We start from the raw sequence: 21,883 nt of genomic DNA, 5'->3' as shown, positions 1-21,883 counted from the left end.
TCTTCGCTTCTGCGACGCCTCAGGCGTTCATGTCGACGGGCGGTTCCATCACGATGCCCTGCGCTTCGAACGCGCGACGGCGCTCCTCGATGCGCCGGTGCAGCTCGACCTGGGCGGCGTCGACGAACTGGGCGTCGAGGTCGACCGTGGGCGGGTGCGGGTCGCCGTGGTTCGCGGCGATGTACGCGTCGAGCTCCGGGCCGCTGGTCCAGGACGTGATGAGGGCGTATCGCGGCGCCGTGCCGCGGTGCCAGACCGCGTGCCAGAAGCGCTGGGTGTCGACGATGATGCGGGATCCGGCGCGCAGGGGCAGGCGGATCTCGGTCGCCGGGTCGAAGCGGTCGGCGCGCAGGATCAGCATCGACTCGGTGTCGTCGGAGAGGTTGAAGAACCCGCGGACCACCCAGCCGGTGCCCTCTTCATTGAGGCGGTTGTTGTCGTCCTGGTGCAGGTTGTAGATCGCGTCGGCGTACTCGTTCGGCTGCAGCTCGATCACGCGGCAGCGACCGATGCCGGCACCAGGCTCCTGGGCGCGGCGCTGGAGGGTGGGGGCGATCGCGACCTGCGAGTCGACCCACACACCATCCTTGTCGGCGCGCGGCGGCGTGTGGTTCCAGAAGCCGTTGCAGTCCACGTCGCCCGCATAGCTGGTGAGAGGTGCGAAGCGCGTGACGCCGGAAGAGCGCCAGCCGACGTATTCGAGGGCCAGCCACTCGGCGGGATCGGCGGGACCGGTGTGGTCGTCGAGCACGACGTAGCCGGTCTCGGCCAGCGCGTCGGACGTGATGAAGCCCATGAAGATTGCCCTTCCCGTCATCGCTGCCCCCACAGGCGGCGGGTTATTAGGCCATCCTAACTCGAATACCCCCGGTGTGAGCGGAGCCGCCGCCGGGGAAAAGCCCGTCGGGGTGCGTCGATATTCTGAGGACATGACTCAGCCCCAGGGTGCCCTTCTCGTGGGCAGCGTGAACTACGACGATGCCGAGACCACGATCCGTACCGCCGCGGACCTGCTCGGCACGCGACTGCGCCGCATCCCCGACGGCGAGGTCGGCAAGCGGTTCCACTGGATCATGTTCCAGCCCGACGTGATCGGCCGGGCCGAGGGCATCGAGCGCATCGGCGAGGAACCCATCCCGTTCCCCGCCGGCATCGACGCCCGCGGTCTGCGCATCGGCGAAGGGGTGGATGCCGCGAGCATCGAGCTGCCTCCGCTCGGCTATGCCGCTGCCGCGATCGAGTCCTACGCGGTGTTCACGCGGCTCCAGGCCGAGGGCGCGGTGCCCGCCGGTGTGCGGTTCCAGGTGTCGTTGCCGACGCCGCTCGCCGTGATCTCCTCGTTCTTCCACGGCGATGACCGCGCGGCGATCGAGCCCGTCTACACCTCCGCGATCGTGCGCGAGCTCGACCGGATCCTGGCCGCCATCCCGCACGAAGACCTCGCGGTGCAGTGGGATGTCGCGAGCGAGATGGGCATCATCGAACGCGCGGCCGGGTACGGCTCCGTCATGGAGGCGTGGTGGCCCGGTGACCCGTTCGACGGTCTCGTCTCGCGCCTGGCCGTGCTGGTCGACGCGGTGCCTGCCGACGTCGAGGTGGGTGTGCACCTCTGCTACGGCGACGCGGGGGAGAAGCACTTCTTCGAGCCGCGGGATGCCGGGAATCTCGTCCGCTACGCGAACGCCGTGGTGGCCGCATCCGATCGTCCGCTCACCTGGCTGCACCTGCCGGTGCCGATCGACCATGACGACGAGGCGTACTTCGCCCCGCTCGCAGACCTCGCGCCGGTCGGCGAGCTCTACCTGGGCCTCGTGCACCGGGAGGACGGTGCGGAAGGTGCCGCCCGTCGCATCGCCGCCGCCGCCCCCTTCGCCCCCGAGTTCGGGGTCGCGACCGAGTGCGGCATCGGCCGCGCGCCCGCAGGATCGACCGAGGGCATCCTGCGCACGCATGCCGAGGTCGCCGCCGCCTGGTGACCTGCGGGTCTCGATTCGCGTGCAGGCCCCGCGTCGCGTAAGCTATTCCGCGGTGACGTGTCCGAGCGGCCGAAGGTGCAACTCTCGAAAAGTTGTGTAGGGTAACCCCCTACCGTGGGTTCAAATCCCACCGTCACCGCCATGGAAACCCCCTCCTCGTGAGGGGGTTTTTCCGTATCTGAGCGCCAGAGGGGGTGCAGGTTTCTGGCCCCTCGTTGTCGAGCGAGGTGGCGAGCACTTGCCGATCAACGCGATGATGCCGTTGTCGTCGCTCCGAAACGACAACGGCATCATCGCAGTGGTCATTCTTCACGTAGGGTGCGCCTACAGCCGAACGTTTACGACTGCTGTGCAAGCCCGCACGCCCGGAACGAGGCAGTAGAGCTTATAGAAGTCCTCGCTTGTATACGCAAGGGTGCCCTCCGAGTAGAGCGGCGACCACCAGAACTGGTGTACCGGCATCCGGTCGTGGGTGCCGTATAGATCCCATGACCGCGGGGTCAACGTCAACTTCATCTGGCCATCGATCGCCGCGGCAAACGGTTCCAGCGGGTTGGTCGCATGCGCGGTGAAGTTGATGGTCGTCGTTGACCCCGAGATCGTCCCCGTTACTGCGAGTTCGTTCAATGAGGCGGTTGTCGTGCCAACGAGCGAGCACTCCGTCGTCTGGCGGAAAAAGTTCGGCCCACAGTGCCAGCGCTTCGTTTCTCCCATGAACTTGGTGGGGAAGATCTGGGTGTCGCCGACATACGCGCGGATGTCGAACTTCGTATGAACATTGTTGACGTCCCACCACGCCCGGTTGGAGCCGTTGTAGACGATAACGGGCTTGAACGGGTCCAAGCTGTGGCCGGGCCCGACGACAACGGCCTCAGGAATGTACGCCTGGTAGGAAAAGACGAACTGAGAGCCGGTCGCTGCGGCTGCCACCGCGTCCGGGACAGCGGCCCCCATCGTCTCTGCGGCCCCTGACGTGCGTAGCGCAGAGCTTTCAGCGGCGGCCACTTCGGGGTGGAGCTCCTCGTAGGCGAGCCGTTGGCGAGCTGCGTCCGAAAGAGTCTGCCCCGGTCGGGGCAGGAACGGCTGCGTGCTCGCGTCGCCTTGGCGCGGTTGCTGCAGATCCTCCGTCCCTCGTACTCCGATTCGAGCCTGCGCCCACGGATCCTGCGTCAGGGGCAGGCTGACGGCGGCGACCGGGAGGCTGGTTCCAGCTATGGGCGTGCCCGACGTGGCTCCACACCCGGATCCCGTGAGTAGGGTCAAGTTGACGACTTCGTACGTCCACTGGACCTCTGGGTCCAATCCGGTCTCCGTGTAGCTCGTGGTGCAGGTGATCGCGACCGTCTGAGGTGGGATCGGCTCGTCACCCAGCATGGCGTAAGGGTCGAACATGGTCCGGACGATCTTCCTCGGCACGCCGGCCTCACCGAGAATGCGGAGGTTGGCTGTGCCGTTCTGAATCGTTCCGGTAATCACAGTTCCGCGATCTGCGGGCGCGTTGTACGTGTTGCTTCGGTAGTACATCCGATCGATTTCGGTGTTCGACGGGCCGAATGCCGCCAGCGTCATGTAGTCAGGTGTTCCGGGCAGAGTGATGGTGGTGCTGGTGGTGGTGGCGATGACGGAGTTGTCCCAATCGAGGACGCTGTACTTCGTCGCACCGGCCCGGGCGGTGAACGTGATCGTGTACGTGCCGGTGCCGAGAGTCGTGTTGGTGACGGTCCATGCCGGGGCGGACACTCTCGCGGTCGCAGATGGCCCTGCGGCGGCGGTGAGCTGCGCGTTGGTCGTAGCGGTGCCGACCAAAGTCAGACTCTTCAACTCCGACTTGAGCAGCTGCAGATGATAGTCGGCGGGGCTGTTCGTCGTGATGCTCGAAGCTGCACCGGCCGGAAGTGTCACTGACCCATCCGCCCGCCCAACGAGCGTGGCGAGTGCAAACGACGCAAGATCGCCGCCGGGCGCGATCGACACGCTGTTGGCGGCCCGGCCCTTTCCGTCGACGTGCAACTGCACGATGTTGTCGTAGGACGAATTCGTGGAGGTGGCGCTGTCCACGAGGAGCTCGCCGTAGTGGTCCGTGTCGTCGGTGTCGAGTTGATCGGAGACTCCGGGATCTCCGGCCAGCGTCACCTTCGGATCAGCGATCGGTGACAGGAAGTCTCTGATGGAGTTCGCCGGTTCCGCGCCAGTCATGACCAACAGGGCGCTGCTCGTCGCCGAACTATAGGAGAGAGCTGCTTCCATTGCGGGAATGTTCGAGCTCTTCGCGATGACGAAAGCGGTCGTGTCGGCGGGAGCGAGTAGCTTTGACCGCTCGAACGGGCTGTTGTTCAGGACCGCCAATTTTGCGGTCACGCGTGAATCGATTGCGTCCCGGTAGCTCTGAGGAAAATCGGTCGCGGACCCGATGAACGTCAGGCCAGTGATGTTCTTCTGCGCGACAACTGTGTTTACGGCCGCCGCGTCGGTGGCCGATGACGAGACGATCACTGCCGCACCCGAGACGTTGGCGAGTGCGGCCGCTTGCGCAATTGCTATTGGATCGCTGGCTGGGCTCACTATTCCCGTCGTCGCGTTGCCAGGATGCGTGATTGCTCGCACGTTGTCCGAAGTGATCGCGACCGTGGATCCTGTGACGAGTCGCGTGATGGGAGCGGCCTGTGCTGGCTCGGCTGAAATGGTGTCTACCCCTGTGATCAATCCCGCCAGAAGAAGCACGGTGAGAATGGACGCCGAAGCTTTGCGCATAATGGACCTTTCGGACGAGAAGGCATAAGCCCTAGTCAGAGTGCTGGGATCTCGCAGCTCGTTTGGCTGCAATGCCGCGACCGCCACTTCGCTGAAGCTAGCAGAGAGCTGAAGCTCGTGTCTGTCCGCCAAACGGGGGACACCTCAGCGGTGATGATGCGTGTCCGAATGCGCTCCTGGCGTGTGTTTCTCCACCACGTGTGTATGTTGGCCCTGTGAGGATTACTCGGTGGAGCGTGAGCGTTTCTGCAGCCGTCGTGTTGGCGTTGTGCCTCGCTGGTTGCCAGGCGGGCGGGGTCGAGGTTCCACCTGGCGCGGAGCAGCTTTCACCCTGCGAGATCTCAGAGATCCCCATTGACGAACTCGACGAGATGGGCACCCCCGAGTGTGACCTGGCCGGGTCATCACTGGTTCTTTCTGATGGCACACCCACGATCATGATCCCGGCAGTCGGTGCCGCATTCAGTCAAGGCGACGGCAACGGGCGTGAGTTCCGAATTGTCAACTGGGGAGTCGCCGGCGTCCACGTCGCTGCGATTGAAGGTGACCGACTGGTTGGTCTCTGGGCCAGTGGTCCCGAGGCTGAGGATCTCGCGTGGCAGCAATTGGCCGTCGAGAGAGTCGAGACGACTGAGTGGTGCGCTCAGAATTGCTAGGTTCCGGTGATGATTCGACAAGTACGTCCCGGCGAGTGATCTCGGCTCGGTGAGCGTGCTTCATCACGAACCCGCCGGTCGTGGCTACGCTGACTTCGATGAACGGTTCTGTGGAGTTCGACGGGGTATTGACGCACCTTCCGGCAATATGCGGTGCCGTGAGCGGTGAGCAGGCGACGACGCGTGAGCAGCTCGTAGCCGAGCTCGCCGCCATCGGGCTGCACGAGGTGCGCTACGACGACGGTGAAGACGAAGACGAGGAGGTCAGCCCGTACCTGCGGATTCGCGCCGACCTGACCGGAGTCGATGATGACGCGGCGGCGGAACGGCGGCTGCGGACAGCGATCTCCCGCCAAGCCGGCAAGACCGTCGGATCCGACAAGCACTGGGACCTCGGCCCGTTCACGATGACCGCGCGGGTCATCGGCGGGGAGCTGGAGCTGCAGTTCACGTCGACGTACTCGCTGCGGGCGGTGCGTGCTGCAGCGAAGGACTTTCTGGACGGCGCAGACGGGAAGACCTGGCTGCTGACGCACGGGCTCATAGACGAGGGAGCCGTGCAGAACGACAAGGGGTTCTGGCCGAAACCGGCAGGAGTCTCGCAGAATCCGACCGGTCGGATGTTCCCGGACGGTCGTGTGCGCGCCAGTTTGACCTTCCCCGCCAGTCGCCGGCCGCCGGGGCTGATCGCGAAGAGTGACGATGACGCGTACGTGGCGACCTTGACGTACTTGACCGAGGTGCTCGGTGAGTGTGACGACCCGAGCCCGAACCGCACTCCGGTGTGGAACCGGGGGCAGCGGAAGTTCACGTTCTACCGGATGAGTTCCTCCTCCCGGTCCGTCACGTTCGAGGAGATCGCCGGGGCGCCCGAGACGGAGGACCCGGACGGTGAATGATCTGAAGTCGGGCCTGTTCTCCTACAGAGCTATTGATCGGCAGGAGGAGCTGCCCCTCTTCCGCATTGCACACGGGGGTACATACTCCGGTGTTCCGATCCAGATCGCTTCGGCCGGCGGAGGCCGAGTCCTCCTGGGCTCCAGCGACCGCGCTGCCGGTGGAGCGGGGTTCACGCGAGATGGCCGCAATGAGTGGCACAAGACGGTCGACCGCTCCGACGCGAACCTGCGGATCGAGACGACGCGGACGCCGGTCCGCGCCCCTTGGCTCACATAGAGGGAGAAGCCTTCACCGCAGGGATTCCCGATCTCCGGCATCCTTGCCCGCGTGCGGCTCGGCGGGACGCTCGGCCTCGACGACCTCAGCCGAGCAGTTCCACCCCGAAGCCGGAGACGACGGTGCGCAGTTCGGCGAGGTAGCGCTGCGCCTGTTCGGTGAGGGGGATCGCCGAGTGGCCGATCCAGCCGATCTCGATCTGTTCGTCGATGTCGAGGGGGATGGCGACGATCTCGGGATCGAGGTCATCGCTGATGATGCCTGTCGAGATGGTGTATCCGTCGAGCCCGATCATCAGGTTGAAGATGGTGGCGCGGTCGGAGACGCGGATGTCCCGCGGGCTCGACAGGGTGGAGAGGATCTCCTCGGCGAAGTAGAAGGAGTTGTTGGCGCCCTGGTCGAAGGTGAGCCTGGGCACGTCGGCGAGATCGGCGAGGGTCACGCGCTCTCGAGCGGCGAGGGGGTTCTTGCGGGAGATGAAGATGTGCGGTTCCGCGACGAAGAGCGGATGGAACGCGAGACCGGAGTCGCGGAGCAGCTTGTCGATGACGTTGCGGTTGAAGTCGTTCCGGTAGAGGATCCCCAGCTCGCTGCGGAGGGTCCGGACGTCTTCGATGATGTCCCACGTGCGCGTCTCGCGCAGCGAGAACTCGTACTCCGCCGCCGAGGTCGCCTTCACCATCCGCACCAGCGCGTCGACCGCGAACGAGTAGTGCTGGGTCGACACTCCGAGCAGTCGTCGCGACGGCGGTCGGCCGAGGTAGCGCTGTTCGAGGAGCGCCACCTGCTCGACGACCTGCCTGGCATATCCGAGGAACTCCACGCCGTCGGTGGTGAGCGTCACGCCGCGGGCGGAGCGGAGCAGGAGCGTGCGCCCCACTCTGCTCTCGAGGTCCTTCATCGCGGCGGACATGGTGGGCTGGGCGACGTAGAGCAGGTCGGCGGCGGCGCTGATCGAGCCCTCCGCAGCGACCTCTATGTAGTACGTGAGGTGCTGCAGGGTGATGCCGCTCGAGCGCTTGGCCATAGCCCCAGACTATGTCACGGCATAGTCGCGGCGCATTACCCGATGGGGTCCCTCCGGCAGCACGATGGAGGGATCCCGTTTCGTGAGGCCGAGCCCGGCCGATCACCCTCCGATTGGCCCTCATGGCATCCGAATTCACCTTCCGCATCACGACCACCCGCTTCGACGAGGACTACTCGCCGTCCGACAACTCCCGGATCACCACGAACTTCGCCAACCTGGCGCGGGGGGAGCATCGTCAGCAGAATCTCCGCAACGCCCTGACGATGATCGACCGCCGATTCAACGATCTGGCGCACTGGGACAACCCGGACCGGGACCGCTACACCGTCGAACTCGAGATCGTCTCGGTGGCGGTGCAGTTCGCCGCGGAGGGCGAGGACCAGGAGTTCCCGCTGCTCGAGGTCCTGGACATCCATGTCCTCGACCGTCTCACCGGGTCGCGCAGCCACGGCATCGTGGGGAACAACTTCTCGTCCTACATCCGCGACTTCGACTTCAGCGTGCGACTGCCGGCGGCCAGTGAGGCCGCAGGAGGGTTCAGCGTTCCCGCCGACTTCGGCGAGCTGCACGGCAAGCTGTTCCAGCACTTCCTCGACTCGGAGGCCTATCAGGAGCGCTTCACCGTGTCGCCCGTGATCTGCATCAGCGTCTCGACGAGCAAGACCTACCGTCGCACCGAGAACCACCACCCGATCCTCGGTGTCGAGTACGAGCAGAAGGATCCCTCGCTGACCGACGAGTACTTCGGCAAGATGGGCCTCTCCGTCCGGTACTTCATGCCGCGCGGCAGCGTCGCGCCGTTGGCGTTCTACTTCCGCGGCGATCTGCTCGGCGACTACACGAACCTCCAGCTCATCGGCACGATCAGCACGATGGAGACGTTCCAGAAGATCTACCGGCCCGAGATCTACAACGCGAACTCGGAAGCCGCGAGCATCTACCGGCCGACCCTGGAGCAGCAGGATTACTCGGTGACCAAGATCGCCTACGACCGCGACGAGCGCAGTCGGCTCGCGACCGAGCAGGGGCAGTATGCCGACGCGCATCTCATGAAGCCGCACGGTGCCTTGCTCGAGCAGTGGGCCGCCGACTACTCCGACGCGTGCCTGGTCCCCGTCGGATGACCAACGGAGAATCACCGATCATGCACACACTCCTTCCCACCTCGATCGTCGGCAGTCTTCCGAAGCCGTCGTGGCTGGCCGAGCCGGAAACGCTCTGGTCTCCGTGGAAACTGCAGGGCGACGCCCTGGTTGAGGGCACGCAGGATGCGCTCCGCATCGCCGTTCAGGAGCAGCGCCAGGCCGGCATCGACATCATCAGCGACGGGGAGCAGACGCGCCAGCACTTCGTCACGACGTTCATCGAGCATCTCTCCGGCGTCGACTTCGACCAGCGGGAGACCGTGCGGATCCGCGACCGGTACGACGCCAGCGTGCCGACGGTCGTCGGCGCCGTGAGCCGAGAGAAGCCCGTGTTCGTCGAAGACGCGAAGTTCCTCCGCCAGCAGACTGATCAGCCCATCAAGTGGGCACTGCCCGGCCCGATGACGATGATCGACACCCTCTACGATCGCCACTACAAGAGCCGCGAGAAGCTGGCCTGGGAGTTCGCGACGATCCTCAATCAAGAGGCGAAGGAGCTCGAGGCGGCCGGGGTGGACATCATCCAGTTCGACGAGCCGGCGTTCAACGTCTTCTTCGACGACGTGCAGGACTGGGGCGTGGCAATGCTCGAGCGGGCGGCCGAGGGATTGCGCGCGGAGACCGTGGTGCACATCTGCTACGGCTACGGGATCAAGGCGAACACGGACTGGAAGGCGACTCTCGGCTCGGAATGGCGGCAGTACGAGAAGTCCTTCCCGCTGCTGCAGCAGTCCAGCATCGACGTCGTCTCGCTGGAGAGCCACCACTCGCACGTTCCACTGGACCTGATCGAGCTCATCCGGGGCAAGAAGGTCATGCTCGGAGCCATCGATGTGGCAAGCCACACGATCGAGACCCCGGAGGAGGTCGCCGAGACCCTCAGGAACGCGCTCCGCTTCGTCGACGCCGACAAGCTCATCCCGAGCACGAACTGCGGCTTGGCGCCGTTGTCACGAGACCTCGCACGCGGCAAGCTGCGAGCGCTCAGCGCGGGCGCTGCTCTGCTTCGCGAGGAGCTTACCGCCGCCGGGGCCTGATCTACCGCGGCGGATCTCGACGGGTGCACTTAGGTCCCCGATCGAGACCCGGCGCCGACACGAGATGCGGCACGCGGGAGCGCGTATTCTCAGACCATGGGAACTCTCGAGTACAACAGCTCTCGTCCTCCGATCGAGGTTGATGATGCGACGTTGGCGCACCTGAAGATCGTGATCGGCACGAAGCTCCGCCGTCACGAGAGCTTCATGATGACCTGGCTGCCCGAGGAGAAGAACCCCGCCGGCCGACTCACCATCTGGATGCATCCGGCGATCCCGCTGATCCTCGCGTTCGACGGTTCGAGGATGCCGGAGATCGACACGAAGCGGATCGAGCGCATGATGGAGAACCTCAACGCCCGCGGAGAACTCGTCCTCGACCAGCTCGGATAGGCGACATCAGCGAGGTGTCAGGGGTCTTCCGCGCGTCGGGGATCCGTCGTTCCCTCAGCCGATCCGCGCTCGTCGTCGGTCTCTTCGTCGGTGCCGCGAGCATCGCCGGCATCGCCGACGCCCCCGCGCTCGCCGCGGAACCCGCCCCCACGGTCACCGACATCTCGGTGGCTCCGTATGAGGCGTCGAATCCGCTGGTCCCGTCGGCTGCCCTGCCCTTCTTCGCCGTCACCCTCACTGTCGAGCGGGAACTCCCGAACGCCGGCGACACCTTCGAAGTGCGCGCGCCCGCCGGCGCCAGGGTCGTCTTGAGCGAAGACGCATCGATCGTGGATGCGTCGGGAGCGGCTCTCGTCGACGTCGTCGTGACCGCCCACGGCGCCGACGGCGACACGATGACCGGAACGTTCACCGAGGCCGCCGCGAACAGCAGGAAGATGAGCGGCACGTTCACGTTCTTCCTCCAGGTCGTCGGCAGCGGGATCCTCGCCGCCGGGGGAGGGATCTACCACGCCGAGTTCGCCGCGGACGGTGCGCGTCACACCGTCGACGTCGCCTACGGGGTGTCCATCGACCTGTTCCAGCACGTCGGTGGGCACTGGGTCCACGGTGCGACGCCCTCCTCGGTCGGGAGGTTCGTCGTCCAGACGAAGGCGGAAGGCGATTCCGCGCTCGCCGCGCGGGGCGGACAGTGGGTGACCGCGAGCGCCGACCCGAGCCCTCCGTTCAGCGGATCGACACCGGACTGCGACGCCGTGCAACTGCGTGAGTTCGCCGCAGACCCCGGACCCGTGAACATCCCCGTCAGCGGCGGCACCGTTCTCGTCGCCGGCTCCGACTACATCCTCGACTGCGACGATTCCCTCGATGGTGTCCCGGTCGTGAGCGCCACGATCCCGAACCCGATCGATGGTGCCTTCTATCTGCTCTCGTCCCCGCGCGAGGTCACGGGTGCCGTCACCTACCTCCCCGCCGACAACCCCGCGGTGCCGGAGGCCGGTCGGTTCGTGGGGCTGTTCAACACCATCGGCAGCGTCTCGGATGCACTCCACGATCCTTCGGGATCGACCCAGACGTCGACCCTGCTGATGTACACGGGGCCAAGCGCAGGCATCGGCGTCACCGAGGCGGCGTCGCCGCGACTCGACCTCGACACGACCGCATCGCCGGCTGAGGGCACGTCGCTGCGGCCGGGTGACCGGGTCGGCTACGAGTTCACGCTCACGAACAGCGGGAACGTACCGCTGACGGATGCGGCCCTCACCGCCGATCTGGCATCGCTGCTGCGGGCGGCTCGCATCGATCGTCCGATCGGCGCGACCACGGGCGTCGCCGTTCTCGAGGGAGACGTGCTGCGCTGGACGGGAGCGATCGCGCCCGGAGACAGCGTGACGTTGTCGTTCTCCGCCCTGGTGATCACGGGCGGCGCAGCGATCGTGGTCGACGTGGAGGCCGCGAGCCCTGATGCTCGTGGCGGCGCCGTGCCGGTGGAGCGTCAGACGCTCACGCGCGAGGTCGTCGCTCTCACGCCTCCGTCTGTCGGGCAGGGCAACCAGGCACTTCCCGCAGAGCTCGCCCGCTCCGGCGGGGGCGGCCCCGGGGTCGTCGCGTTCGGAATCGCGCTCGCGTCGGCCGGTGCGATGCTCCTCGTCCGGAGGCGTGCGCGCCACCCGCTCGCCTGAGATCGGCGGGGACCGCGCTCCCTATAGTGGGGGCATGCACCGGCGCTCCGCTCTGATCCTCAGCCTTTCCGCCCTCCTCGTCTTGACGGGGTGCGCCACCGGCGCCGGTGACGATGCCGCAGCCCCGACCAGCGAACCCACCGCATCTCCGAGTGTCGAGACCTCAGGAGTCGATGCCGCCGCGGAGCAGCAGGCGCAGGCGTGGCTGGACGCGGCCGTGGTGCCACCGGGAGCCGTGCGCGTGGCGGACAGCCCCGCCTCGTTCAACTCGTATCAGGGGTGGCCGTGCCGGCCGGTCGCCGAGCTCGAGGGCTACTGGACCCTCGCCGACTCCACAGTCGCGCGGGCTGCCAACTGGCTGCGGGAGAACCCCACGGCAGACCTCGTCAGCACGGCGGGGGGCTCACCGTGGGAGGAGGACCCGAACCTCGACGGCGTGCTCGTGGGCTACATCCCGGCCGATGAGTCGCAGCAGGGCATCGTCTACACCGTCTCGAAGGTGGAGTCGGGCGTCGCGATCCGCGCAGAGGTCGCCGCCCTCAGTGCCTCCGCGACATGTCCGTCCCTCGCCCCCGGGGAGATGTGGGGAAAGCCCGGACAGGGCTGACCCGCCACTGCGTCTCCCGTCCGCGGGACCGCTACGGCAGATCGGCGACGTCGAGACCTTCGTCGTCGTCGTCTTCCTCATCGTCGTCGGAGTCACCGGTCGAGGGCATGTCGGGATCGATCCCCTCGGCCTCGACCTCGGGGGTGTCGCCGTCGTGGTTCTGCGGGTCTGACATCTGATTCTCCGATCGATGGATGTGGTGATCGATCAGTCTCGCCTCTGCGAGACGCACCCGCCTGCCCGTTGACAGGCGGGCGCGTCCACCCGCAGAATTCCGTCTGCGCGTGAGCCTCCGTCAGGCGGTGGCGAGGGGTGGCAGGTGCGGGATCGGGATCGGACGACCCGCGCGGCGGGGCGCGTGGAAGCGCTGCACGTCTTCCAACACATCGGCTGCGGACATGTAGGAGCTCGCGAGCGGGAGGTCGCGCAACCAGACGACCTCGACCTCGACGGCATCGACTTGATAGACGCAGGCGACCGTGCGCCGTGAGTCATCCTGGGCATAGCGGTGATCGAGGATCAGCCACTCGGTATCGGTGATCTTCCTCAGCTCGAATCGGGGATCGGGCATCGTGAACATCTCAACACTCCAATCGGTTGGCCGGTATCGGCTGCCGAGGAGCGCACCACCCCCGGGCGGTGCCGGTCGGGCATCCGCGCGGTCAACGGGCGCTCTTCAGCCCGCCAGAACTCAGCAGAATTGTACGTCGGAGCCGATATATTGCTCAACTCGTCCCGCGGTCGCGCAGCGATCGGGAACGCTATGCGGGAGGGATGCAGACCGAGGTCGACGTCAGGTGGATCAGCCCATCGAGGCTCGAGGTGTCCTTGATGCCCACGCGTGCCACCGGAAGGCTCTCGCTGTAGCGGATGTCCTCCTGCATCGCCCGGTCCTTCGCATAGCCAGCCTGGTCCCACACCGCCAGAATCCGTTCCAGAGATCGGCTGTTGTCGTCGGTGCGGAACGCGATCTGCACTTCGCGCTGCGTGCCGGGGCCTTCCGGGCAGGGTGTCGACGACAACGGCAGCGAGGAAGAGTCCAGCGGCGCACCCGAGGCATCGACGACCGCTCCCGCAGCGGCGTCGAACGATGCGCCGATCATCTCCCTCATCGCGCCGTCGACGTTCTCCATCGTCAACTTCTCCGTTTCGGGGGAGGGGATCGGCGGGTACGGAGCCTGATCGGCGCTCCTCGCTGTGTGCAGCCCGCACTGCGGCGTGCGGTCGTCGAGAACCGGCAGCGAGAGCGACGTGCCGGAACCGGCCGTGACCCCCGTGCTCGCGACAGGGCGGTTGACGGCGTAGGAGACAGTCAGCATGCCGCGCTCTTCCGTCACGGCGTAGCCGCCCATCGAGAACGGCTGGTGCCCGTTGTCACCGGATGACCACCCGACCTGAGTGACGATGAACGCCCCGTCCTGCCGGTACACCGTGCCGCTCGATCCCATGAGGAACGAGCGCTCGACGACCACGTACCCGGTGTCGCAGCCCCTGCGCAGTACGGGCGTCACGTTCGCGTCGACGGTGAAGACCGCAGCGAGGGCAGCGAGGGCCCCGGCGCACGTGGCCAGCACGACGCCGATGACCTTCAGCGGCAGCATCCTCCGCGGCGCTTCGATGCTCCACAGGCCGACGCCGAGGGAGCCGAAAGCCAGGAGTACAGACAGAGTGAGAAGACTGAGCTCGTCGAGCGGTCCGATCAGGACGGATGCCGCCCCCGAGGAGGCAGAAGACACCGACACGACCCAGAAGACGACGGCCGTGGCGCAGGCGAAGACACCGCCGGCGATCCACGTGATGGTCCGCCGAGGGGGAGGCGGGGGTGGAGTCACGTGGGAAGCCTATGCGGCAACGGGCGTCGAGCACCGGAATCCCCAGCCGACTCTCGGCTCTCCGGCTCTCGGCGGCGGGGGCTGCGGAACTCCTCCGGGCGGGTCAGCGGCGCACGCGGGCGCGGGTCTTCGCGACGCTCGCGAGAGTGGCGCGCACCGGGGTGCCCAGGTACAGGCCGAGTGACGCGCCGGATGCCAGGCCGATGCCGATGACCGCGGCATCGATGAGCGACCCGCCGGCGAGCAGCATGCCGGTGGAGGTGCCGGCGGCGTGGACCATCTCGAGCAGTCCCTGGAACACGGCGACACCGGGAACGAGGGGCACGATCGCCGCGGTGGTCACCGCGACCGAGGGCACGTGGAGGTTGCGGGCGATCAGCATCCCGAGGAAGCTCGCGAGCAGGGCGCCGATCGCGCTCGCCGCAGCCGGGTGCAGGTTCAGCGCGACCGAGGCGGAGTAGCCCGCGAGAGTGACGGCGCTGAGCAGCGCACTGACCAGGATGATGCGGAGGCCGGCGCCGTTGAACACGGCCACGGCCACGGCGATGATGATCGCCCCTGCGAACTGGTTCACGAGCGGGCCGAACGGCGCAGGGTCGTCGGGCAGGCCCATGGTGAACCCCAGGACGCCGCCGAGCTCCAGGCCGACGAGGATGCCGATCACCACGCCGAGCGTCTGCATCGTCAGATCGAGGATGCGTCCGCCCGCGGTCAACGCGAAGCCGTCGATCGCATCCTGTGCCGCACCGACCACGGTGAGGCCGGCGAGCATCAGCACGATTCCCGAGGCGACGATGATCGAAGGGCGGATGCCGACGAACGGCTCTATCCCCGCGGTGCCGAGGGCGGAGACCACGACGGCCACGACGGTCGTCACGAACCCTCCGGCGATCTGGCTGAAGAACAGGGGCACGCGCAGTCGGGCGAGACCGGCCTGCGTGAGTGCGGCGCACAGGGCCGCGACGAAGGTGAGGCCGACGATGATCGGCGAGGCGCCCAGCATGATGCTCACGCCCACGGCGAGAAGTGCCCTGGCGACGATGACGACGGGCTGCTGGTAGCGGAACGGCACCCGTCGGATGGCACGGAACGTCGTGCGTGCGGATTCGAGGTCGAGTCCACCGTCGATGTCGGCGACCAGGGCCTGCACGCGCTGCAGCTTCGCGTGGTCGGGGGCGGTGACGCGCACGACGCGCACGAGCGTCTCGGGCCAGACCTCGCCGCTCAGGTGGAACGACACGGTGATCGAGTTGTAGGTGACGTCGACCTGCACGCCCCGCATCCCGTAGGCGTCGCACACCCGGGTGATGGCGAGCGTGACCTCGTGCGCCGAGGCCCCGACCGCGAACATCGATTCTCCGATGCGCGTGGCGAGATCGAGCACCCTGGGAACCGTGCGCTCGTCGATGACCGGCATGGCCTCGGTGTGCGCGACCGCCGAGGGATCGGTGTGCAGCAGGCGGCGCACGGAGGAGAGCAGCGGCCGGCGGGATCTCGCGGACATATCGTCCATTCTCCCGTCCATGCCGTCGATCGGGGGGAAGACTGTCCGGTCCTCCGCGACCCGAACGCGGAGGACCGGCGAAATCGAGTGAGAAGCTGCGCATGCGCACCGACCCCCGGGCCGCATCCCAGACCCGAGAGAGAATCCGAATGCGCGCCGGTTCGACCGACTCAGAGCGCTGAAGCGACTCTTCGTGTCCTCCACGATACGCACGCACACAGCGAGTGCTCCTATCGTCGCCCGTCCCTTGACGCACGGGCGGCGACGCTGCTATCGCGCGGACGCGAGGGGACTGGCGTCGTCGGCGCGGTGCGCGCCATCCCCTCGGGCGTCCCGCTCATCGACGTCGATCACGGGTCTCGCGCTTCGCTCGCCCGCGGGCTCAGTCCTGGGCGAAGATCTCGGGGTGCGCGCTGATGAGCTCGGCCTGCTCCCTCCACGAGAGCCCCACGATGCTGAGCACGACGCGCACGACGGTCGAGTCGGCGTCGGCCGTGGTGAGCCGCAGCTCGCGCAGCGTGGCTCGTGCCGTCTCCTCGATGAGGAAGGCGAGCAGCTCGGCGGGCATATCGCCGCGGAACGCCCCGGAGTCGACACCGGCCCTGGTCAGATCGCGGATGCGGTGACGCAGCGGCGCGAGGGCGAGCACGGTGTCGGTCAGATGCGCGTCGTCGAGGGCGATGTTGGCCGATGCGCGCACAGCGGAGGCCTCCCGCCACAGACGCGTCGCCATCCGTGCCAGGGTCACCCGGGGGTCGGACTCGTCGGTGGTCTCGGCGATCGCGTTGAAGCGCTGAGCACCCGCGGCGATCACCTCCCGCAGCAGGGTGTCGCGGTCGGCGAAGTGGCCGTAGACGGCTCGGCGGGTGAGACCTGCGGCCTGGGCGATCGCGTCGAGCGACGCCGTGGGGTTGCTCGCGAGCACCGACTGCGCCGCGCGCAGCAGGGCCTCGCGGTTGGCCAGGGCGTCGCGTCGACGCGGCGGATTCGGTGCGGTCACTTCGGGTCCTTTCGCGGAGTCGCGGGGATCAGGACATCAGCTTGGTCGACGCGAGGGCTTCGACCAGCTTGCGGTTGTACGTCATCAAGGGGCGCCGCAGCACGAGCCCGAGGAGCAGTGCCGGGATGATGAACAGCGCGAGTGCGCCCAGCGCCCACCAGAAGTCGGCCTGATAGACGCCGGCGATCGCCGACCTCACCATGTTCACCGCGTAGGTCGCGGGAAGGAACGGGCTGATGCTCTGGAACCAGTCGGGCAGCAGCTGCAGCGGGTACGCGCCGCCCGAGCCCGAGATCTGGATCACCAGGAGCAGTACCGAGAGCGCCTTGCCCGCATTGCCGAAAGCGACCACCGCGGTGTACACGATGAGCGTGAACACGGTCGAGATCGCCCATCCTGCCAGGATCAGCAGAAGCGGATGCGCGGGTTCGACCTGGACGAAGAGGATCAGCCCGAGGGTCAGCAGCGTGCTCTGTGCGAGACCGACCAGCCCGAAGATGCCGTAGCGGCCGAGGTACTTCTGCGTCGGTGTGAGTTCAGGGCGGTCGGGGAGCGTCTCGGCGTTCACGTCCACGCGGATCGTCACGGTCATCAGAAGCGCGCCCACCCAGAGCGCGAGGATCATGTACAGCGGCGCCATGGCCGCACCGAATCCCGCCACGGGGAAGACCGCGGTGCGGTCGAGGCGCACCGGCTCGGCGAGAGACGTGGCGAGCACACCGGGGTCGGCGCCGGTCAGTTCGCTGAGGTCGCCGGTGTCGGCGGCCTTCGCGATCGACTGCTGGACGGCGTCGAACCTGTCGGCCATCGTGTTCAGCGATTCCGAAAGCTGCGTCGTGGCCTCCTGAGCGCGCGACAGCGTGGACAGCACGGAATCGGAGGCACCGGACAGGCCCGAGGTGATGCCGGACAGGTCGGAGCGGATCGCCGAGACATCGGACCCGATCTGGGAGAGAGTCGTCGACAGCGAACTCAGCTGCGCCTTCAGGCCGTTGTCGTAGGTGCTCCGTGCATCGGCGAGCGCCTTCTTGGCTTCGGCGATGGCGGCGGAGATCTCCTGGTGGGAGCTCTGCGCCGCGTCGTTGCCGGCGGCGATGTCGGTCGCCGCCGTCTGGAGGCGATCCTGCAGAGCCTGCTGCCGCGCGATCGCCTCGTCGAGTCGGCTGATCAGGGCGTCGAAGTCGGATTGCGCGGATTCCGGCAGGTTCGGGCCGACCTCGGTCTCCAGCGTGTTCTTGAGCGCCGCGTACTGATCGGCCTGCTGCTGCACACGCTCGGCGAGTGTGGTGATCGCCTGCACCTGGGCGCCGCTGAGAGTGTCGCCCGCGGCGTACAGCTCATCGATGCGCTGTCCCACGGCGTCGTAGCTGTTCGAGGTCGCCGCGAGGGCATCGGCGAGCGACTGTGCCGCCGTCTGCAGAGTGGACTTCAGCGTGTTCGCCGCGTCCACCCCGCTGCCGAGCGCGCCCGAGGTGTCCGTGAACGCGTCACCGGCCGTGTCGACCAGGGCCGAGGCGCTGTCGAGCAGCGGCCGGCTCCCCTCGAGCAGAGCCGTGAAGGTGTCGGCCGTGTGCGCACCGGAGCGCAGCTGAGCGCCCACACTCCCCAGGCGCGCCTCGACCCGGGTGAGTGCTGCCTGCGTGTCCTCATCCGTGAGGTAGTCCGACAACGACGAGACGAGGCCGAGCGCGACGTCGCCGAGCGTCTGGGCGAACGTGTCGCTGATCTCGGACGACACCCCTTCCGCGCCCTGTCCGGTGATCTTCGGCGCCAGCGCGTTCTTCTTCTCGTTCGTGTAGAGCGCGATGTGCGTGCGGTCGCCCCCATCGGCGTAGAAGGTCAGCATGTCCGCGCTGAAGGTCTCGGGCAGCACGATCGCGGCGTAGTACTCGCCCGACTTCGTCCCGTCGATCGCGTCGTGCTCATCGGTGATGACCCAGTCGAGCTGGTCGTTCCCGCGGAGCTGAGAGAGAACCTGCTCCCCGACGTTCACGCGGATCGGGACGAGGTCGCTCTCGTAGCCGGCATCGGTGCTCGCGACCGCGATCTTCAGGTCCTTCGTGTTCGCGAACGGATCCCAACTGGCGATCACGTTGAACCAGGTGAACAGGGAGGGGATGACGACGAGACCGAACAGGACGATGCATGCCATCACGTTCTGGGTGGCGTGACGAACGTCGCGCAGTGTCAGGTGCAGGATGTCCTTCACGCGCGGTCCTCTCCTTCTGCTCGCTGGTGCTCGGCCGGTTCGTCCTCTTCCGGTTCCGCCGTTCGTGTCGGTCCCTCGTCCTCCGGGGCGTCCACCGCCGCGGTCGTCTCGGGCTGCACGGGGTCGGCATCCGGTTCGGCGCCGGGGTCCGGTTCCGGGGCGGCGTCGGGCTGTGGTTCGGAACCGAACCACTCCGTGAGCAGGGCGTCGGCCTCGACACCGGCGGCCGGTTCGTCCCGCTCGGCCGTCGCATCCGTCACCGGGGCCTCGGCCTCGGTCGCGGCGATCGGGGCGGATGAGGTCGAGGGCAGCGGTTCGGCTGTCGTGACGGGCAGGACCGCCGCATGGCCGGCGGGGTCCGCGAGGGCGAGCTGACGCAGTTCCGCCTCGTCGAGAGCGGCGACCTCCTCGCCGTTCTCGAAACTGTGCTTGATGTACTCGATGGTCACGAGGAATCCGATGACCAGCAGGATCCAGAGGGTCCACAGTCCCAGCAGCAGTGCCTTCGACTCGGGAAGCGCCCAGGTGAGGACACCGAGCACGACGAGGCCCGCGGCTCCCGTGAGCACCGTCGCCTTCAACAGCGTCGGGTAGCGGCGGGTGAACGGCTCTGCCCGTCGAGCGAGGTCTTCGCGGTACTCGGCGCGGTTCGACAGCGCCCTGATCACGTCGGTGAGCCGGTATCCGCTGCCGACGACCTGCACCTTCTCGCCGATCAGGAGGTCGGTCGAGAGCACCTGGCGGTTGAAGAGCAGGGTGAAGTTGGCGAGACGGCGCCGCAGAACGAGCCCGACGAGGAACGCGAGAGCGACGAACACGGCGAGAGCGCCGAGGAAGCGCCAGTAGTGGTCGCCGTAGAAGCCCCCGATCGTCTCCCGCATCGCGTCGATGCCGTAGGAGAACGGCAGGAGCGGGTAGATCGCACGGAAGAACCCGGGCATCAGCTCGATCGGGTACAGGCCGGACGCGCCGGGGATCTGCATGATCACCAGCAGGATGCACAGGCCCCGGCCGACGTGGCCGAAGGCGACGCAGAGGGCGTAGATGATGCTCACGTAGGCGAGGGCGATGAGCACACCGGTGCCGACGAAGGCCGCGGCGGTGACGGTCTGCACACCGATGATGAGGTTGCCGATGCACACGATCAGCGCCTGGCCGATGGCGAGCGTCGCGAAGAGGAAGAAGCGGCCGAAGTAGGCCTGGCGCACGGTGACGTCTTCGACGCCCTCGGTGTCGACCTCGACGCGGAAGATCACCATGAGCACGAAGGCGCCGATCCACAGCGACAGGTTCGTGAAGAGCGCGGCCATCGCCGACCCGTAGGTGTCGACGGGGAACACCAGATGCTCGTCGACCTCGACGGGGGAGGAGATGAACTGGGCGATCTGCTCGGGCTCCAGATCGGTCAGGGTGCCGAGCAGACCCCACTCGGATGCGGCGTTGAGGGCGACGACGTCGGTGCGCGACGTCTGCAGTCCCTGCTCGATGCCCGCGAGGTCGTTGTCGAAGCTCTGCAGCGCCGACGACGTGGCCACGAGCTGCGAGTCCAGCCCGGCGAGCAGCTGATCGGCCTGTGCGAGCACGCCCTTCTGCGCGTCCAGCGCCGCCGAGAACGATCCGACGCTCGCCGACAGCTGCGACATGGCGCTGTTGAGCGAGGGGACGGTGCGGGTGAGGATGTCGCGCATCGCCGCCGAGGCATCCCGGGTGTCCTGCATCGCCCGGTCCACGGCGTCGGCTGCCGCCTGAACGGAAGCCACGGTGTCGGAGGCACCGGCCTTCAGGGTCTTCAGATCCGCGAGCAGCTGCTGGTCGGTGGCATTGCGCTGTTGGAGCGAGGCGATGACCTCGGTCAGGCGCTGCTTCGTGTCGTCGCTGAGGTCGGTGTTGTCGAGAAGCGTCTGCAGTCGGGCGGCCGCCGCCTCGTTCGCCTTCAGCACGTTCGAGACGTCGTCGATCCCGGCGTCGATGCGTACCCCCGCCTGTTCGAGGCTCTGGGTGAGACGGGTGATCGAGACGTTCGCCTTCGAGGAGGCGTCGGCGAGCAGGGTGGTGCCCTTCAGGAACGCCGTGGTGGCGCTGTCGGTGAAGGCGATCACCTCCTTCTGCGTCTCGGCGATGATCGACTGCGTCTGGGCGAGCGACTTCTGCACATCGCCGAGCGTCTTGTCGACGTCGCCGAGCGTGCCCCGCGCTGACGAGAGGGTGCCCCGGGAGGATGTGAGCCCCTCCTGCGTCTCTGCGAGGTTCTCGCGCGCTGACGAGAGGGTCTGGGTCGCCTGGTCGAAGGCGTTGAGGGTGTTGTCCCTGGCGTTCAGCAGCCGCAGCTCCGTGGAGTCGCCGACGTCTTTGAGGGCGTTCGTCGCTGCGAGCGCCACCTGCTCCTTGAAGGCGGTCGTGACCTGCTTGTCGAGTTCAGAGGCGCCGACGTCGGTGATCTTCGGCGCGATCGCGCCGGCCTTCTCGTTGACGTAGTACTGCAGTGCCGGCTGGGTGAAGTCGCCGCTGGTGATGCTGAGCAGATCTTCACTGAACTGTGCGGGAATGACGATGGCGGCGTAGACGTCTCCCTTCTTCACCGCCTCCTGGGCCTCGTCTTCGCCCATGAACTGCCAGCCGAGCTGGTCGTTGTCCTCGAGCTGCTCGGTCACCTGCTCGCCGATGTCGATGTGTCCGGTGAGGTCGGAGGTGGCGCCCTCGTCGAGATCGACCACCGCCACGCGGATGTTCGCGGTGTTGGCGTAGGGGTCCCAGAACGCGTTGATGTTGAACCACGCGTATAGGGCCGGGGTGATGAGCACCCCGATGATGATGATCCAGGCTTTGGGTACGCGGGAGAGTCTCTTGACGTCGCGCTTGTAGATCCGCCAGCTCTGTTTCACGGG

General features: G+C 67.1%; 18 protein-coding genes and 1 tRNA gene. 9 read left to right on the top strand and 10 right to left on the bottom strand.

Annotated elements, in window-relative coordinates:
* Window positions 1-19: 19 nt before the first annotated feature.
* On the bottom strand, window positions 20-796 hold the full coding sequence (locus ASD13_RS03855; RefSeq protein WP_055865960.1) for a hypothetical protein: 777 nt from the start codon (window positions 794-796) through the stop codon (window positions 20-22).
* Window positions 797-929: 133 nt separating this feature from the next.
* On the opposite strand from ASD13_RS03855, the gene ASD13_RS03850 reads away from it, so the two are divergent.
* Together ASD13_RS03850 and ASD13_RS03845 are read left to right on the top strand one after the other, a co-directional pair.
* Window positions 930-1,976: a hypothetical protein gene (locus ASD13_RS03850; RefSeq protein ID WP_055865958.1), complete on the top strand. Its 1,047-nt coding sequence runs from the start codon at window positions 930-932 to the stop codon at window positions 1,974-1,976.
* Window positions 1,977-2,027: 51 nt separating this feature from the next.
* Window positions 2,028-2,118 (top strand) — tRNA-Ser (locus ASD13_RS03845).
* Between the two features lie 182 nt (window positions 2,119-2,300).
* Here the strand turns inward: ASD13_RS03845 and ASD13_RS03840 are convergent.
* Window positions 2,301-4,727: a hypothetical protein gene (locus ASD13_RS03840; protein ID WP_157535568.1), complete on the bottom strand. Its 2,427-nt coding sequence runs from the start codon at window positions 4,725-4,727 to the stop codon at window positions 2,301-2,303.
* Window positions 4,728-4,963: 236 nt separating this feature from the next.
* Between ASD13_RS03840 and ASD13_RS03830 the strand changes: the two genes are divergently transcribed.
* Both ASD13_RS03830 and ASD13_RS03825 read left to right on the top strand, forming a co-directional pair.
* A complete protein-coding gene (locus ASD13_RS03830; protein ID WP_157535567.1) occupies window positions 4,964-5,383 on the top strand; it encodes a hypothetical protein in 420 nt (139 codons plus the stop codon).
* 98 nt (window positions 5,384-5,481) lie between these two features.
* A complete protein-coding gene (locus ASD13_RS03825) occupies window positions 5,482-6,282 on the top strand; it encodes a hypothetical protein (protein WP_157535566.1) in 801 nt (266 codons plus the stop codon).
* A 362-nt stretch (window positions 6,283-6,644) separates the two neighbouring features.
* Here ASD13_RS03825 and ASD13_RS03815 read toward each other — a convergent pair whose 3' ends face one another.
* Window positions 6,645-7,586: a LysR family transcriptional regulator gene (locus ASD13_RS03815; RefSeq protein ID WP_055865946.1), complete on the bottom strand. Its 942-nt coding sequence runs from the start codon at window positions 7,584-7,586 to the stop codon at window positions 6,645-6,647.
* A gap of 122 nt (window positions 7,587-7,708) precedes the next feature.
* On the opposite strand from ASD13_RS03815, the gene ASD13_RS03810 reads away from it, so the two are divergent.
* From ASD13_RS03810 to ASD13_RS03790, 5 genes are all read left to right on the top strand, one after another.
* On the top strand, window positions 7,709-8,713 hold the full coding sequence (locus ASD13_RS03810) for a DUF1852 domain-containing protein (RefSeq protein WP_055865944.1): 1,005 nt from the start codon (window positions 7,709-7,711) through the stop codon (window positions 8,711-8,713).
* 20 nt (window positions 8,714-8,733) lie between these two features.
* Window positions 8,734-9,771 carry a methionine synthase gene (locus ASD13_RS03805; protein WP_055866877.1) on the top strand — a complete coding sequence of 346 codons (1,038 nt, stop codon included), beginning with the start codon at window positions 8,734-8,736 and terminating at the stop codon, window positions 9,769-9,771.
* 96 nt (window positions 9,772-9,867) lie between these two features.
* A complete protein-coding gene (locus ASD13_RS03800; protein ID WP_017829372.1) occupies window positions 9,868-10,164 on the top strand; it encodes a DUF7882 family protein in 297 nt (98 codons plus the stop codon).
* A gap of 14 nt (window positions 10,165-10,178) precedes the next feature.
* Window positions 10,179-11,846 carry a DUF7927 domain-containing protein gene (locus ASD13_RS03795; protein WP_055865942.1) on the top strand — a complete coding sequence of 556 codons (1,668 nt, stop codon included), beginning with the start codon at window positions 10,179-10,181 and terminating at the stop codon, window positions 11,844-11,846.
* A 34-nt stretch (window positions 11,847-11,880) separates the two neighbouring features.
* Entirely contained in the window at window positions 11,881-12,453 is a 573-nt protein-coding gene (locus ASD13_RS03790; protein ID WP_055865940.1) for a hypothetical protein, read from the top strand.
* A gap of 31 nt (window positions 12,454-12,484) precedes the next feature.
* Here the strand turns inward: ASD13_RS03790 and ASD13_RS03785 are convergent, their stop codons facing one another.
* The 7 genes from ASD13_RS03785 to ASD13_RS03755 form a co-directional block, all read right to left on the bottom strand.
* The gene (locus ASD13_RS03785; RefSeq protein WP_157535565.1) at window positions 12,485-12,628 is read right to left on the bottom strand and encodes a hypothetical protein; all 144 of its coding nucleotides are present in this window, start codon (window positions 12,626-12,628) and stop codon (window positions 12,485-12,487) included.
* 120 nt (window positions 12,629-12,748) lie between these two features.
* The gene (locus tag ASD13_RS03780) at window positions 12,749-13,024 is read right to left on the bottom strand and encodes a hypothetical protein (protein ID WP_314473027.1); all 276 of its coding nucleotides are present in this window, start codon (window positions 13,022-13,024) and stop codon (window positions 12,749-12,751) included.
* Window positions 13,025-13,214: 190 nt separating this feature from the next.
* The gene (locus ASD13_RS03775; RefSeq protein WP_055865934.1) at window positions 13,215-14,285 is read right to left on the bottom strand and encodes a hypothetical protein; all 1,071 of its coding nucleotides are present in this window, start codon (window positions 14,283-14,285) and stop codon (window positions 13,215-13,217) included.
* Between the two features lie 103 nt (window positions 14,286-14,388).
* On the bottom strand, window positions 14,389-15,789 hold the full coding sequence (locus tag ASD13_RS03770; protein ID WP_055865931.1) for a threonine/serine ThrE exporter family protein: 1,401 nt from the start codon (window positions 15,787-15,789) through the stop codon (window positions 14,389-14,391).
* 382 nt (window positions 15,790-16,171) lie between these two features.
* A complete protein-coding gene (locus ASD13_RS03765; protein WP_055865929.1) occupies window positions 16,172-16,789 on the bottom strand; it encodes a TetR/AcrR family transcriptional regulator in 618 nt (205 codons plus the stop codon).
* 28 nt (window positions 16,790-16,817) lie between these two features.
* Window positions 16,818-18,998, bottom strand: coding sequence for a YhgE/Pip domain-containing protein (locus ASD13_RS03760; protein WP_055865927.1), 2,181 nt, complete (start codon window positions 18,996-18,998; stop codon window positions 16,818-16,820).
* Window positions 18,995-21,880 (bottom strand): YhgE/Pip domain-containing protein, encoded by a 2,886-nt coding sequence (locus ASD13_RS03755; RefSeq protein ID WP_055865922.1) that lies wholly within the window; start codon window positions 21,878-21,880, stop codon window positions 18,995-18,997. Before ASD13_RS03755 ends, ASD13_RS03760 begins: the two co-directional genes overlap by 4 nt.
* Window positions 21,881-21,883: the final 3 nt, after the last annotated feature.

Source organism: Microbacterium sp. Root1433D1 (genome assembly GCF_001426835.1).
In the GTDB taxonomy this organism is placed as follows: Bacteria; Actinomycetota; Actinomycetes; order Actinomycetales; family Microbacteriaceae; genus Microbacterium; species Microbacterium maritypicum.
The sequence above is the reverse complement of the archived record's forward strand: the minus strand, read 5'-3'. Positions and strand labels throughout refer to the sequence as shown.